The following is a 14351-nucleotide window of genomic DNA, read 5'->3' as shown; positions in this document are numbered from 1 at the left end:
TCCTGGAGAATGGTTGATCTTCGTCAACGATAGCACCGATCGTTGATAGCAGTCAACTATTGCCCGAGCTCAACCATGTCCTCCGATCCAGGGATCGTCAGACGGCGGCCGTGGATTCGCGCGGATGCAGGGTGGGCACCACCTGCACCCGTTCGACCGGCCTGCCCGCTCCTTCCGTGAGGCGTGCGAGCATGACCTCGACCGCCCGCCGGCCGACGTGCTGCTTCGGCGGCCGCAGGGCCGTGATGGAAGGCGAGCCGTTCTCGGCGACCTCGTCGTCGTAGGCGATGATCGACAGATCCTCGGGCAGGGCCCAGCCGCGATCGAGCGCGTTCTGCTGCACGAGCAGTGCCTGCGGGTCGGAGTGGATCAGCATCGCCGACGTGCCGGTCTCGCGCAGCTGGTCGAGCAGGGCGCCGACGAAGTCCGCGCGCTCCGGCCCCTCCATGTCGTCGAGCGATGCATTCAGGTCGAGCGTCTGGGTCAGCCCCAGTTCGGCGACGGCCTGACTCCAGCCGCGTCGCAGCTGCCAGGAGGTCGGCGACTGCGCTGAGGCGAGGATGCCGACCGAGCGGTGGCCGAGGGTGGCGAGGTGCGAGGCGGCCAGGTAGCCGCCGAACACATGATCGGTGGTGACCCATTCCAGGCTGGTGAGCGCGAGCGACGACGGTGTGCGCCGCTCGACGAGCACGACGGGCAGGGGAAGCTGCTCGAGCCAGGTGAGCAGAGCGTGGCCGTCGGGTCCGAGGTTCTCGGGGGCCACGATCAGACCGTGGATGCTGCCCGACTCCACCAGCGACGTGATCTGGCGACGCTGATCGGCGGCTTCGTAGCTCGCCCCGCGCAGCACGAGCTGCACGCCGACCTCGGTGGCGGCGGCCCTGGCCCCGATGACCACCTGCGGCCAGTAGTAGCTCAACGACGGCACCACCATGCCCACGCGGTAGCGCGGGGCAGACACCGCTCGCGGCGTGACCGTGGTGTCCAGCCGGCTGCGCAGAGTGGCCCCGCCGTGCACGCGCGTGACGAGCCCTCGATCGGCGAGCTCGCCGATGTCACGGCGGATCGTCAGCTCGGACACCTCGAACTCGCGCGCCAGGTCGGCCACGCGCACCGCCCCGTGCAGGCGCAGCTCGTCCATGATCCGCTCGCGTCTGGCGATTCCGAACACCGGCTTGGCGTCGTCGCTCATCGTGCCCTTCCCCTCATCTCCCAGCGGGGCGTCGCGACCGGCGCGAACAGCATTCGCGTCACGCGGTCGCCCCATGACGTCCTCAGATACGGATCCTCGACCGCCCTGACCTCGAACTCGACGTCGGCAGGGTCGTGCGTCAGCAGCAGCCCGCGGGATCCCTCACGGGCTGGTACGACGATGCCGTCGGCGGTGCGCTCCGGCACACCCGCGCAGATCACCACGATGCGCGTGGCAGGGTCGGTGAGCGCATCCGACTCGTCGACGATGCTCAGCACGCCGTCGGCGGCCGTGACCGTGCGGGTCCAGGCGTCCGCGACCGTATCCCCCGCGGCCGGGTACGCGCGGCCGAGATCGATGCGCCAGCCGCCGTCCACCGCGGCCATCGGCGCGGCCCATCGCTCACCGGCAGCCTGCACGGCACCTCGGGGCATGGGTGCCGAGTGCCAGTCGCTGCGCACGTTCCACAGCTCGTAGCGACGCTCGGAGAAGGTCTGTGCGGTGTACTCGGCGCGGCCGAGATCGGGCAGCAGCGGGATGCCGTCGACGGCGACGGCGACCGACCCGAGGTCGTTGTGATTGTGGTTCTCGCCGTTGTGCCCGCCCTTGGCGACCACGGTCACCGCATCGCTGCGCCGGATGCCGACGCCGATCGATGCCAGGAAGACGGTTCCCGCGGCAGCCATGCGCTCCGCCGATGCGACACGGCGCACGCCGTCTTCGGCAGCCGCGGACGCTCCACCCTCCATGACCGCGGGCACCACGCCCGAGCGGATGTCGGCCAGCTCGGCGAGCATCCGTCCCAGCCCCGCGGCCACTCCCCGGTCGAGACCGCACAGCGGCCGGCTGCGCTCCTCCAGGGCGACGCGGGCGGCGTCCTCGTCCGCGCACAACCGCGCGGCGCGATACAGCGTGTGCCACGGCGTGCCGGCGTCGGTCCGCGCCTCGGCATCCGAGAAGCTCGCGAACCAGCCACGACCGAGGCGCATGCGCTGCGGGAACCGCACGAGCTCGCCGACGCCGGCCAGCTCACCGGAGGAGATCGCTGCGCGGACGGCGCCGCCGCAGAGTTCATCCAGCAGCGCCAGGCCGTCGAACGTCCGCGCCGCTCCCTGCCACCAGTACCCGAAGCCCTCGTCGATGGCCCCGTCGGCAGGCAGCTGGGCGAGGTAGCGGTCGATGCCGTCGACGCACAGCGCGAACACCTGCTCGCGCAGCGCGTCATCGGCGCAGGCGACGGCCGCCACGAGCAGATTGCTGTGGATCCACGGCGCCCAGTTGTGCACCCGGCCCTCCGCACCCTCCCAGTGCCAGTCGCGCCTCTCCACGAAAGGCCGCAGCACGCGGGTGCAGACCTCGGCCGCGAGCCGATCGCGCAGGCCGGGCGCGAGTGCGTCGAGTGCCTCGGCGAGCACGAGCGACGACCAGCCGACGAGCGCGGCGTCCTCCCCCTCACCGAGGTCGACGAACGGGCGCTCCCGGTCGGGGACTCTCAGCCCGCGGGTGAAGACGTCGTCGTGTGCGGGCCAGCACCAGGTGGCCTGCTCGCTCTTCAGCCACAGACCGTCCGCCGCCGCGAGCACGCGCTGGTCCGAGGGCTCGATCGCGGCGGCGAGCACGGCGATGCGGATCCGGCGATTGCGATCGAAGTTCTGGGTCTCGTACCGGGAGCGATCCCCGGTGCGGGCGTAGGCGGACCACTGCGAGAGCAGCGGCTGCGGCCAGGGCTCTCGGCTCGCCCCGTCGGCCTCGGCGAGCAGAACCGCGCGCACGCTGTCGCCGAGGCCGTCCCAGAACAGGCGGTCGGTCGCCACCGGCACGGCGATCCGGCCGTGCGGATCGCCCGACGCCTCCCACAGTGCGCGCAGGGCGCCTCGGGGGATCAGCATGGGCTCTCCTCGCTTCGCGGATGCGCAACGATCGATAATGTTCGAACTCGATTGAGATGTTTCGAACTGGTTGCAAATGTTCGGTGTTCAGTCTTCACTGAGAGGACCGCCATCGCAAGCGGATTCTTCGACGGAGAGACACACATGGCCAGATCCCGGCCCCGAGCACACGCGGTCATGTCGGCCGAGGCCTTCGACCTGCTGTTCGACGACACCCGACGCGCCCGCTTCGCCGACCTGGCGGACGTGCCCGCGCCGGTGCTCCTCGAGGACCTCTCCTCTCCCGACCTCGACGACACCCTCGCCGAGGTCGAGGTGCTGGTCACCTCCTGGGGGGCACCGCACTTCGACTCTCGGCTGCTCGCGCGCCTCCCCCGCCTTCGCGCGGTGTTCCATGCCGCCGGCAGCGTGCGACACCACGTCTCCGACGAGTTCTGGGCACGCGGCATCCGCATCACGACCGCTGCCGAGGCGAATGCCGTGCCCGTGGCCGAGTTCACGCTGGCGGCGATCCTGTTCGCCGGCAAGCGAGTGCTCACGCACGTGCGCACGCCGGCGATGGACGACGCCGGCTGGGGCGACCAGCTGATGCAGCGCTCGATCGGCAACCTGGATCGAACGATCGGCATCGTCGGGTACTCGCGCATCGGCCGGCGCGTCGTCGACCTGCTGCGCGCCTTCTCGGGCCTGCGTGTGCTCGTCGCCGATCCGTTCGCCGATCCGGCAGCCGTCGCCGCGACGGGAGCGACGCTGGTGCCGCTGGAGCGGATGCTGCCGCAGGTCGACGTGCTCTCCCTGCACGCGCCCGCGCTTCCCTCCACGACCCACATGATCGCGGCCGCGCAGCTGTCCGCGCTTCGCGACGGCGCGACGGTGATCAACACCGCGCGCGGCTCGATCCTCGACCACGAGGCGCTGCTCGCCGAGGCGCGCACGGGGCGCCTGGATGCGCTTCTCGACGTCACCGAGCCCGAGCCGCTGCCCGCCACCGCCGAGTTGCGCAGTCTGCCGAACGTGGTCATCACACCGCACATCGCCGGCTCGCTCGGCACCGAGACCCGTCGGCTCGCCGATGCCGCGCTCGACGAACTGCAGGCGTACGTCGCCGGCGCCGAGCCCCGGTACCCGGTGCGACCCGACGACCTGGGGCTGAGCGCCTGAGGCGCGCTTCCGTTCACCGGTCGGCCGGCGCCTCTTCCCGCTCCAGCACCGGACGCAGGCTGTGTCTGCTGTTCGCCCACACCACGTACAGTGCGGCCGCGGCAGTGATGCCGATCGCGACGGCCGGCATCACGGTGAAGACGGCGCACTGCACGCCGAGCACCGCGAACGAGAGAGCCTGCAGGTACCAGCGACGCACGCCGAGGTACAGCGCCGCGCGCACCACGTCGCGCAGACGGGCCTGAGGCACCTCGGCGACCGCCGCCAGCGACAGCAGCGTGACGACCGCCGCGAGCGCCACCAGCAGCAGGAGCAGCGGCACCACCACGACGGATGCCGCCGTAGCGGCCAGCATCCGGACGTCGACCAGCAGCACGACGACCGCGACCGTCGCCGCGGTGCCGATGAGCAGCGACGCGCGCGCCGTGGCGCGCCAGGCTCGCAGGAAGGCCCGCACCACCTGCGTCTCACCCTCGTCGTGCGCACGGAACGTGGCGAACGCCGCGGCGAGCGCGGGGGCCGCCGGCGGCGCCGCGAGGGCGAGCAGCGGCCACGATCGCATCGGGTCGGTGGTGACGAGCAGCACGACCAGCGGCGACGCGGTGACCAGCACGAGCAGGTTCACCATCAGCCCGAGGTGGATCACGCCGAGGATCGACGCCCACGTGTCGTGCCGGATGCGCTTCATGGCTCAGCCCTTCATGCCGCTGGTGGCGATGCCCTCGACGAAGTACTTCTGGCCGAGCAGGAAGATCACCGCGATCGGGATCACCGAGATCGACAGGCCGGCGAACAGCAGGGCGTAGTTCGTGTCGAACAGGTTCGACACGAAGCTCTTCAGTCCGAGCTGGATCGTCCACAGATCGGGGTTGCGCAGGTAGATCAGCGGGCCCAGGTAGTCGTTCCAGGTGTTCACGAACGTCAGCAGCGTCAGGCTCGCGATGGCCGGCACCGACAGCGGGATCATGATGCGCCGCCAGATGCCGTACTCGCTCAGCCCGTCCAGCCGGGCGGCCTCGCTGAGCTCCTCGGGGATGGTCTCGTAGTACTGCTTCATGAGGAAGACGCCGAAGGCGCCGAACGCCTGGATGAGGATGATCGCCCACAGCGTGTTGGACACCTTGAGGTTCGACAGCAGGATGAACTGCGGGATCATGTACGACTGCCATGGCACGGCGATGGTGCCGATGTACGCCAGGAACAGCACGTCGCGCCCGGGAAAGCGCATACGCGAGAAGCCGTACGCGGCGAACGAGCCGGTGAGCACCTGCAGGAACGTCACCACGACCGCCAGCAGCAGCGTGTTGCGAATCCAGGTGAGCATGTCGGCCTTCGCCCAGATGTCGAGGTAGTTCTGCCACACGAAGGTCTCGGGCCACCACACCACCGGCACCGAGAACACGTCGTTCGCGTTCTTCAGTGAGCTGAGCACCATCCAGGCGAACGGAGCCAGCAGGCCGATCGCGAACACGATCAGGGCCAGGTAGCCGAACCCGCGGGCGATGCTCCGGCCCCCGCTGGGCTCGCCGACGCGGGGCTGCGGCTGGTCGGTGAGCTTGCGGAGCTTGCTCTCGCCGGCCACCAGAAGCTGGGTCTCGGTCATCACACGCTCCGCTTCTTGTTCCAGAGGAACTGGGCGATGGTCACGAGGATGCAGATGAAGAACAGCGCGACGGCCGCGGCCGAGGCGTATCCGAACTGCGACTCCTCGAAGCCCTTCCGGTAGATGAACTGCGACAGCACCATGGTCGCCTGACCGGGTCCGCCGTCCGTCATCACCAGGATCAGGTCGAAGATCTTCAGGGAGTTGATCGTGAGCATCACGGTGACGAAGAACATCGTTGGCCGCAGGCACGGCAGGGTCACGTTGGTGAAGCGCTGCCAGACGTTCGCCCCGTCCATGCGCGCGGCCTCGTGCAGCTCGCGCGGCACGGTCTGCAGACCTGCGAGGAACAGGATCATGTAGTAGCCCATGTCGCGCCAGGTGCTGACGATCACGACCGCCGGCATCGCCCAGTCCTTCGAGGTGAGCCAGCCGGGCGGGCTCTCGAAGCCCACGGCGCGCAGGATCGCGTTGATCGGCCCGTAGTCGGGGCTGAAGAGCAGGTTCCACACCACCGCGATCGCCACGATCGACGTGATGTAGGGGAAGAAGGCGGCGGTACGGAAGAAGGCGACGCCGCGGAGCTTGTTGTTCAGCAGCAGGGCGAGACCCAGCGAGACGACGATCGTCAACGGGATGTGCATCACCGAGTAGTAGATGGTGTTCCAGAACGCGGTGCGGAAGCTGCCGTCGCCGAGCAGTCGCTCGAAGTTGGCCATGCCGATGAAGTCGGCCTTGCCGAAGACGTTCCAGTTGGTGAACGCCATGTAGAACAGCACCACCACCGGCACGAGGGTGAAGGCGGCGAAACCCAGGAAGTTCGGCAGGATGAACGTCCAGCCGATCAGGGTGTTCCGGCGGCGCAGCGCCGAGCGACGGCGGCGACCGGTCGCCCTGGCGGCGGCATCCGGCGCGGTGGTGCTGGTCATGCGGTGGCTCTTTCGTCAGCGGATGTGGGGGGCCGGCCCTCGCGGACCGGCCCCGGGGGGATCAGTCCAGACCGACCTCGTTGGCGACGCGGTCCTGCGCCTCCTGGAGAGCGTCATCGACGTCCGTCGAGCCGGACATGATCGCGGTGTGCATGTCGCCCAGGATCCCCTGGATCGCGGCCGTCTTGCTCGAGGTGGGGTTCTCGGCGAGCACCTCGTGCGTCGACCAGGCGAACTTCGACAGGTCGTCGGTCGGCGCACCCTCGACGCCGAAGTAGACCTCGGTGACCGCGTCGTTCGTCAGCGCAGGGGTGATGCCGATGCCCGCCAGCACCGTGGCGGCCTCCTCGCTGGCGGCGAACTCGAGGAACTGCTTGGCGGCGGCCGCCTTGTCGCCGCTGAGCGCGGCGTTGATGCCGAAACCGGTCGGGTCTCCGAAGGTCACCGGAGTGCTGTCGGTACCGGTCGTCGACGAGTCCCGCTGCGGCGCGGGAGCGATGCCCCACTCGAAGTCGTCCGCCTCGCCGGACGCCTGCTGGGCGATCAGGGTGGCGGTGTACCAGGTGCCCATGGGCATCATGGCCGCCTTCTGCGTACCGAACTCTCCCTGATAGGTGAGCTGGTTGGCACTGGAGGTGTTGAAGTCGACCTGCGCGCCCTCGTCCTGGAGCTTCAGCGCGAGGTCGTAGTAGTCCTTCATGTGGCTGTAGTCGCCGTCGAGCGCGCTGACGTCGCTCTGCGCGTTCGCGAAGCCCTGCACCACCGACTGCCAGCGGTGCAGGTACGCGCCCTTGACGTCACCCGAGGTCAGCTTCGTCGCGGCGTCGGCATAGTCGTCCCACGTCCAGCTGCCGTCGGGGTAGTCCACACCGGCCGCGTCGAACAGCGCCTTGTTGTAGTACAGCACCCAGGAGTCCTGGCGGTACGGCACGGCGTAGGCGGTGTCGTCGACCTTGTACGAGTCGGCGCCGCCGATGCCCTCGGGAACCTTCACGTCGGAGACGTCGAGCAGCTGGCCGCCCTCCTGGAAGGTGGTGAGGTACTTGACCTCCTTCTGGGTGATGATGTCCGGACCCGAACCGGCGGCCAGGTCGGCGGTGACCAGGGTGTTGTACTCCGCGGCGTCGTACTCCTTGAGCGTGATGGTGACGTCGGGGTTCTTCTCGTGGAAGGCGTCTGCGAGCGCCTGGAACTCGGGCGTGGTGTCGATGCTCCACCCGGAGAGGGTCAGGGTGACGGGTCCGGAGGGCTCCGACGGAGCGTCGCCGCCGTCGCTGCTGCAGCCGGCCAGGGCGAGCGCCGCGACGGCGGCGATGCTGCCGGCGGCGAGGATCTTGCGGTTCATGCTGTGGTGCTCCTTTGCGATTGCGGATGGCCCGCGATGGGGGTTCGGGTGTTCGGGCGGCTCAGGATGCCGTCCGGCGTTCTTCGGATTCGAGACTCGTGACCGTGCGGATGCCGTCGGGCCAGGTGACGGCGACCGCGTCGCCGTCGAGCTCCACGGCGGGTGCGGCCGACGGGGACGACCTTCCCAGGTGCACCGCGACCGCCCTCGGCACGCCTGCGGCGACCGGGTAGCGCACGACCGGAACCGCGGCGATCGGCCCCAGCGGGCTGGCGTGCTCGCGCTTCTCGAGCCCGGTCGCCCCGCCGGGCGTCAGCGGCAGGATGCTGGACACCACGCGGCCCGCACGGGCGCGGCCGACGGCATCCGTGCTGTCATCCTCGACGGTTTCGCCGGCGACGGGCCACCCGCCGATGCGCAGCTGCACCGGTGCGGCCCCGTCCTCGACGCCGTGGATGACGACGACACGCACCTCCCACGCACCGCGCACGATCGACCAGGTGGTGACATCGCCGGCGATGTCGACGTGACCGGTGATGCCCGAGCCGTGCCGCGTCTGCACGGCATCCGGCTCGATCCAGTGCGCCCGCGCCGACGAACCCGCGACGGCGATGCGTCCTTCCCTGCCGGCGCGCCGCAGCGTCATCCCCGCGCGATGGGTCGCCCGGCCGCGCGCGTCGATCAGGGCGACCGACTGCTCGAGCGGCTCAGCCCAGGCGTCGCCGTTGTGCAGCGGCGCGGTGGCGGTGGAGTATCCCAGCCGGGCGTACAGCGGCGAGTCGCCGACGAGGGCGCCGGGCAGGGCGTGGTCGGTGCCGTGATTGACGACACGCACGATGCCGTCGTCGGCGGTGCCGGACACGATCCAGCCGGCCGCCTCGACAACGCGCAGCCCGTCGGCGACCGCCGTCGGCAGCGGTGCCTCCGCCGCGGCCCAGACCGGGTGATCGGCGGGCAGCGCGATGCCGAGCATGCCCTTCGCGGCCCAGTACGGCGATGCGGGACCGGAGTAGTTCTGCGCGAGCCGCCGCCAGGGCCCGAACCAGCCCATGGTCAGCAGGTCCTGCTCGTCCGGCGCGCCGTGCTCGTCGAAGTGCGCCGCGATCGCGGTGGCGCATGTGCGCAGCACCCCGACTGGGGTGGAGGGCACCTCGGCGATCGCCCCCGCCCAGAAGGGCGCGGCGGCCGCGAAGCGGTAGATGAGGCTGCGGCCCTGGAACAGAGGGGCGCCGTCGCCGCCCACCAGGTGCACCGCATCCTGCAGGTAACGGTCCAGTGCGGCGATGTCGCGCTCGATCCGCTCAGCGGCACCGAGGTCGTCCGCCCCCTGCATCCGTGACCACAGCACGGGGTAAAGGTGCAGCGCCCAGCCGACGTAGTGGTCGTACGCGCGCTCGTCGCCGTCGGAGTACCAGCCACCAGGGCGCACGAACGACTCGTGCAGGGCGAGATCGGCGGCGACGTCGTCGGGCGACCAGGGCCCGCCCACCGAGCGCAGGAAGGTCTGCACGACGAGGCGGAACCAGAGCCAGTTGTTGCGCGGGTAGGTGTCGTCGCCGACGGCGGGGGCGAGGTAGTCGATCACCCGCTGCTGCGTGCCGGCGTCGAGGCGGTCCCAGATCCAGGGGCGGGTCATGTCGAGGATGAGGGCGATGGATGCCGCCTCGACCTTGGCCTGCGGGTGCTCGTCCAGCCGCACCCACCGATCGGGGGCCTCAGGGTCGACGCCCGCGGTGATGCCGCGGGTGTAATCGGCGATCAGCGAGTCGACGCCGTGGCCGCGGGCGCCGGCGATGCGGAACCCCGCCAGCAGGAAGGTGCGCGCGAATCCCTCCAGACCGTCCACCTCGGTGCCGTATCCGCCCGGGGCGCCGGGCGGGGTGATCCGGGCGAAGCTCGGCGACGCCCAGGCAGCGGCTCCGCGCAGCAGCCGATCCGCGTGCGCGATCAGCGCATCGCGCGATCCGCTGCGCAGAGGGCTGGGCGAGGTCGGCCTGATCACTGGGTCCCCTTTGAGCGTGTGAGCGGTCACCGGACGAGGTGACTGATTCAGGAGATTAGCAACGGAATGTGTTCCATTCAAGGAGATTTATGTTCTACCGTGAACGTTTATGATCGATTCGCGTCTGCGGCCGCTCACGCCGTTTCTGGACCGGGCGCTCTCTCGTCAGGCGCTCTCCCGCAGCACGAGGGCCGGCGCGAGGCGCTCATCGGCGTGCTCGTCCCGGTCTTCGATCAGGGCGATGAGCAGACGGAGCGCCCGCTCGCCCAGGGCGTCGAAATCCTGACGCAGGGTGGTCAGAGCGGGGCGGTACTGGGCGGCATCCGCGACGTCGTCGAATCCGACCACCGCGACGTCCTCGGGAACACGCCGGCCTGCGGACGCCAGAGAGCGCAACACGCCCAGCGCCATCTGATCGTTCGCGACGAACACCGCCGTCGCCTCCGGCGGCAGACGTTCGCCGCACACCTCTCCCGCCGCCGCGGACCAGTCACCGCGCAACGGCTCCGGCGCGGCGATCCCCGCCTCATCGAGCGCCTGCCGCCAGCCCCGCTCCCGCTCGTCAGCGGCGTAGGATGCGGCGGGGCCCGCGACGTGGTGCACGGTGCGATGGCCTCGCGCGAGCAGGTGCCGCACGGCGCGGCGCGCGCCTTCGGCGTGATCGGTCGCGATCACGGTGAAGCGCTCGTCGGGTGGAGAGTCCACGACGACGAGATGCAGCCCGGTCGATGATGCATCCTCGCGCGCCAGCGCGCTCGCCTCGTTCAGCACGATCGCCCCGTCGACTCCCTGGTCGTGCAGCCTGTCGAAGGCGCCGGCGATGTCGCCGTCCTCCCCGAGGGTGACTACGGTGAGGGCGTAACCGCGGGATGCCGCCGCTTCGGCCACCGACTGCAGCATGCGCGAGTTGCCCACCGTGGCGAGCGTCTGTGCGACCAGCCCGATCGTGCGCGTGCGGCCGGTGCGCAGCGCACGGGCTGCCCGGTTCGGGCGGTAGCCGAGTTCGGCCATGACCTGCTCGACCCGGCGCCTCGTCTCCGGGTCGACCCGCGGGCTGTCGTTCGCCACCCGAGAGACGGTCTGCCCCGACACCCCGGCCCGCTCGGCGACCATCGCCATCGACACCCGTCTCGCCTGCGGCATCCGCACCCTCCGTTCGCATGTTGACGTTATCACGGCCTCGCGCTACTGTGTTTACGTGAACATCGACGAGTCTGCTGCGCTGTCCGCCGAAGAGCTAGGGGCAGGCGTGGTCAAGCGCAGCGGCACGCTGGCCGACGGTCGCGAGCTGTTCTACTACGACGACCCCGGAACCTCCCTCGGCCCCGAGCGACGGGTGGATGTGCGGGCGCTCGATGCTCGGCCCGACACCGCCACCATGCGACAGGACGTGCTCAGCGGCGATTGGATCACCTTCGCCACCCGACGGCAGAACCGGGTGATGCTGCCCAGTGCCGACGCCGACCCCCTCGCACCCCAGACGCCGTCCAACCCCTCCGAGATCCCGTCGCGCTACGACGTCGCGGTCTTCGAGAACCGCTCCCCGTCGTTCGGTCCGGCGCTGACCGAGGCGACCGGCGGTGCCCCCGAAGCATCCGATCCGCCCCGCGATCTCGATGACCTCGCTCACCTGGACCTCGGCCGCACCCGTACGAGCATCGGCCGTTGCGAGGTGGTCTGCTTCAGCCCCGAACACTCCGGTTCGTTCGGCACGCAGTCGGTCACCAGGGCACGCACCGTGATCGAGGCGTGGGCCGACCGCACCGCCGCCCTGTCGGCGCTTCCCGGGATCGAACAGGTCTTCCCGTTCGAGAATCGCGGAGAGGCGATCGGCGTCACCCTGCCCCACCCGCACGGCCAGATCTACGCCTATCCGTACGTCACCCCGCGCACCCAGCGGCTGCTCGACAGCATCGGCCGCACCGCACCCGACCTGTTCGCCCGTGTGCTGGAGTTCGAGCAGGCCTCCGAGCGGGTCGTGCTCAGCGGCGAGCACTGGACCGCCTTCGTGCCCTTCGCGGCGCGCTGGCCGCTCGAGGTGCAGCTGATGCCCCACCGCCATGTGCCCGACCTCGCCGCGCTGAACGACGCCGAACGCGACGAGCTCGCGCCGGTGTACCTGCGTCTGCTGCGGGGGGTCGATGCCCTGTACGCCCCCGAGCGCACCCCGTCCGCCGGCGTCGGGCAGGCAGAAGCATCGGCGCTCGTGACCGCCCCGACGCCGTACATCGCCGCATGGCACCAGGCGCCGGTGCACGTCGGACGAGGCAGCGTGCGACTGCGACTGGAGCTGACCAGCCCCCGACGCGCCGCCGACAAGCTGAAGTTCCTGGCCGGATCCGAGTCGGCGATGCACGCCTGGACCGCCGAGATCCTGCCCGAGACGGCCGCAGAGCGCCTGCGCGCCGCCGTCGAATCCGTCCCCGCGCCCTGACCCGCCTTCGACCCGCAGATCTGCGAAGAAGCGCGACCTCCGACCCGATCCGGGAGACACCATGACCGCCCTGCACGACGCCCGCGGCCTGTTCGCCGACCTCACCGACCGAGAGCCCGACGGCGTCTGGTCGGCGCCGGGGCGGGTGAATCTCATCGGCGAGCACACCGACTACAACGAGGGTTTCGTGCTGCCGTTCGCCATCCCGCACCGCACCTTCGCCGCCGCCGCGGCACGCGATGACGACCGCATCCGAGTGGCCTCGACCTTCGCCGAGCAGCCCGTCGAGGTCTCCCTGCGCGACCTGGAGACGCTGTTCCCCACCGCCTCCGGCAGCGCGCCCGCCGTGCCGGAGTGGTCGGCCTACCCGCTGGGCGTGGCGTGGGCACTCCGCGCGCTGCGCGCGGACAGGACGATGTTCGGCGTGGACATCGCCATCGCCTCGGATGTGCCGGTCGGTGCCGGGCTGTCATCGTCCGCGGCGATCGAGGGCGCCGTGGCGGCTGCGCTCGCCGAGCTGTGGGCGCTCGGCATCGACCCGGTCACACTCGCGCAGGCCGGGCGGCGCGCCGAGAACGAGGCCGTCGGCGCCCCCACCGGCATCATGGACCAGATGGCGTCGACGCTCGGCCGCGCGGACGCCGCCACCTTCCTCGACTGCCGCACGCTCGAGACCCGTTCCATCCCCACCGGATTCGAGGCCGCGGGTCTCGAGCTGCTGGTGATCGACACCCGGGTGAAGCACGCGCACTCCACCGGCGGGTACCGCGAGCGACGGGAGGCCTGCGAGCGAGGGGCCGGCCTGCTCGGCATCCGGTCGCTGCGCGACGCGACCACCGCCGACCTGCCCCGCGCGGCCGCGCTCATGGACGACACCACATTCCGCCGGGTGCGTCACGTGATCACCGAGAACCAGCGCGTCCTCGACACCGTCGCGGTGCTCGAGGCCGAGGGACCGCACGGTATCGGCCAGCTGCTCGTGGCATCGCACGCCTCGATGCGCGACGATTTCGAGATCTCGGTCGCCGAGCTGGACGCCGCCGTCGACGCTGCTCTCGCGGCCGGCGCCATCGGCGCGCGGATGACCGGCGGCGGATTCGGGGGCGCGGCGATCGCCCTCGTCGAACGCACGCAGGTCGCCGCCGTCGCGGATGCCGTCGAGCGCGTCTTCGTCGATGCCGGCTTCACCGCCCCGCACATCTTCACGGTCACCCCGTCGGAGGGACCGCGCCGCGACGTGTGAGGCGCTCGCCTCGGGCAGAATGATCGGATGCTGAGGGGCGAGATGCTGCTGAGGACGGCCGAACCGCGCGACGCGCACGGCATCGCCGTGGTGCACGTGCGCGGCTGGCAGAAGGCGTACCGCGGCCTCATGCCGCAGGATGTGCTCGACGGCCTGTCGATCCCCGACCGCGAGGCCGGATGGAAGAAGATCCTCGACGACCCGGAGCGCCGCTCACTCACGTTGGTGGTGGAGCGCGACGGCGCGATCGCGGGCTGGGCAGGGTTCGGCGCCGCGCGCGATGCGGATGCCCCGGGCTCGGCCGAGCTGTGGGGCATCTACGCCCATCCCGATGCCTGGTCGACCGGGGTCGGTCACACGCTGCTGGTCGGGGTCGAGGAGGCGCTGCGCGCCGAGGGGCATGAGATCGCCTACCTGTGGGTGCTGGCCGGCAACGAACGCGCGTCGCGGTTCTACGAGCGGCACGGCTGGCACGCCGACGGCGGCGCGAAGGTCGAGAAGCGGCCCGGCCTGGTGCTCGACGAGCGGCGGCACGTCAAGCGGCTCGGCTGAA

12 protein-coding genes are annotated in these 14351 nt (G+C 70.7%); 4 read left to right on the top strand and 8 right to left on the bottom strand.

The window, feature by feature from the left end:
- Positions 1-97: 97 nt before the first annotated feature.
- Entirely contained in the window at positions 98-1192 is a 1095-nt protein-coding gene (locus ACFWH5_RS12140; RefSeq protein WP_378834954.1) for a substrate-binding domain-containing protein, read from the bottom strand.
- Positions 1189-3081: a hypothetical protein gene (locus ACFWH5_RS12135; protein WP_378834953.1), complete on the bottom strand. Its 1893-nt coding sequence runs from the start codon at positions 3079-3081 to the stop codon at positions 1189-1191. The genes ACFWH5_RS12140 and ACFWH5_RS12135 overlap by 4 nt, the downstream gene beginning before the upstream one ends.
- A gap of 144 nt (positions 3082-3225) precedes the next feature.
- Between ACFWH5_RS12135 and ACFWH5_RS12130 the strand changes: the two genes are divergently transcribed.
- Positions 3226-4242: a hydroxyacid dehydrogenase gene (locus ACFWH5_RS12130; RefSeq protein WP_378834951.1), complete on the top strand. Its 1017-nt coding sequence runs from the start codon at positions 3226-3228 to the stop codon at positions 4240-4242.
- A gap of 13 nt (positions 4243-4255) precedes the next feature.
- Here ACFWH5_RS12130 and ACFWH5_RS12125 read toward each other — a convergent pair whose 3' ends face one another.
- From ACFWH5_RS12125 to ACFWH5_RS12100, 6 genes are all read right to left on the bottom strand, one after another.
- On the bottom strand, positions 4256-4930 hold the full coding sequence (locus ACFWH5_RS12125) for a DUF624 domain-containing protein (protein ID WP_378834950.1): 675 nt from the start codon (positions 4928-4930) through the stop codon (positions 4256-4258).
- A 3-nt stretch (positions 4931-4933) separates the two neighbouring features.
- Positions 4934-5845 carry a carbohydrate ABC transporter permease gene (locus ACFWH5_RS12120; protein WP_378834949.1) on the bottom strand — a complete coding sequence of 304 codons (912 nt, stop codon included), beginning with the start codon at positions 5843-5845 and terminating at the stop codon, positions 4934-4936.
- Positions 5845-6774: a carbohydrate ABC transporter permease gene (locus ACFWH5_RS12115; RefSeq protein ID WP_378834947.1), complete on the bottom strand. Its 930-nt coding sequence runs from the start codon at positions 6772-6774 to the stop codon at positions 5845-5847. Before ACFWH5_RS12115 ends, ACFWH5_RS12120 begins: the two co-directional genes overlap by 1 nt.
- A gap of 61 nt (positions 6775-6835) precedes the next feature.
- Positions 6836-8119, bottom strand: coding sequence for an extracellular solute-binding protein (locus ACFWH5_RS12110; protein ID WP_378834945.1), 1284 nt, complete (start codon positions 8117-8119; stop codon positions 6836-6838).
- Between the two features lie 61 nt (positions 8120-8180).
- Positions 8181-10121, bottom strand: a complete 1941-nt coding sequence (locus ACFWH5_RS12105; RefSeq protein ID WP_378834944.1) for a DUF2264 domain-containing protein — start codon at positions 10119-10121, stop codon at positions 8181-8183.
- A 165-nt stretch (positions 10122-10286) separates the two neighbouring features.
- Complete coding sequence (locus tag ACFWH5_RS12100; RefSeq protein WP_378834942.1) at positions 10287-11264, bottom strand: LacI family DNA-binding transcriptional regulator; 978 nt, start codon at positions 11262-11264, stop codon at positions 10287-10289.
- A gap of 55 nt (positions 11265-11319) precedes the next feature.
- Here ACFWH5_RS12100 and galT point away from each other — a divergent pair, with 55 nt between their 5' ends.
- From galT to ACFWH5_RS12085, 3 genes are all read left to right on the top strand, one after another.
- Positions 11320-12555 (top strand): galactose-1-phosphate uridylyltransferase, encoded by a 1236-nt coding sequence (gene galT / locus ACFWH5_RS12095; protein WP_378834941.1) that lies wholly within the window; start codon positions 11320-11322, stop codon positions 12553-12555.
- Positions 12556-12616: 61 nt separating this feature from the next.
- Positions 12617-13798, top strand: a complete 1182-nt coding sequence (gene galK / locus ACFWH5_RS12090; protein WP_378834940.1) for a galactokinase — start codon at positions 12617-12619, stop codon at positions 13796-13798.
- A gap of 27 nt (positions 13799-13825) precedes the next feature.
- Positions 13826-14350, top strand: coding sequence for a GNAT family N-acetyltransferase (locus ACFWH5_RS12085; protein ID WP_378834938.1), 525 nt, complete (start codon positions 13826-13828; stop codon positions 14348-14350).
- The last annotated feature ends 1 nt before the right edge of the window (position 14351 follow it).

The sequence above is a fragment of the Microbacterium sp. NPDC058345 genome (assembly GCF_042723855.1).
Taxonomy (GTDB): domain Bacteria; phylum Actinomycetota; class Actinomycetes; order Actinomycetales; family Microbacteriaceae; genus Microbacterium.
Note: the sequence above shows the minus strand (reverse complement) of the source record. Positions and strands in the feature narration are given on the sequence as shown.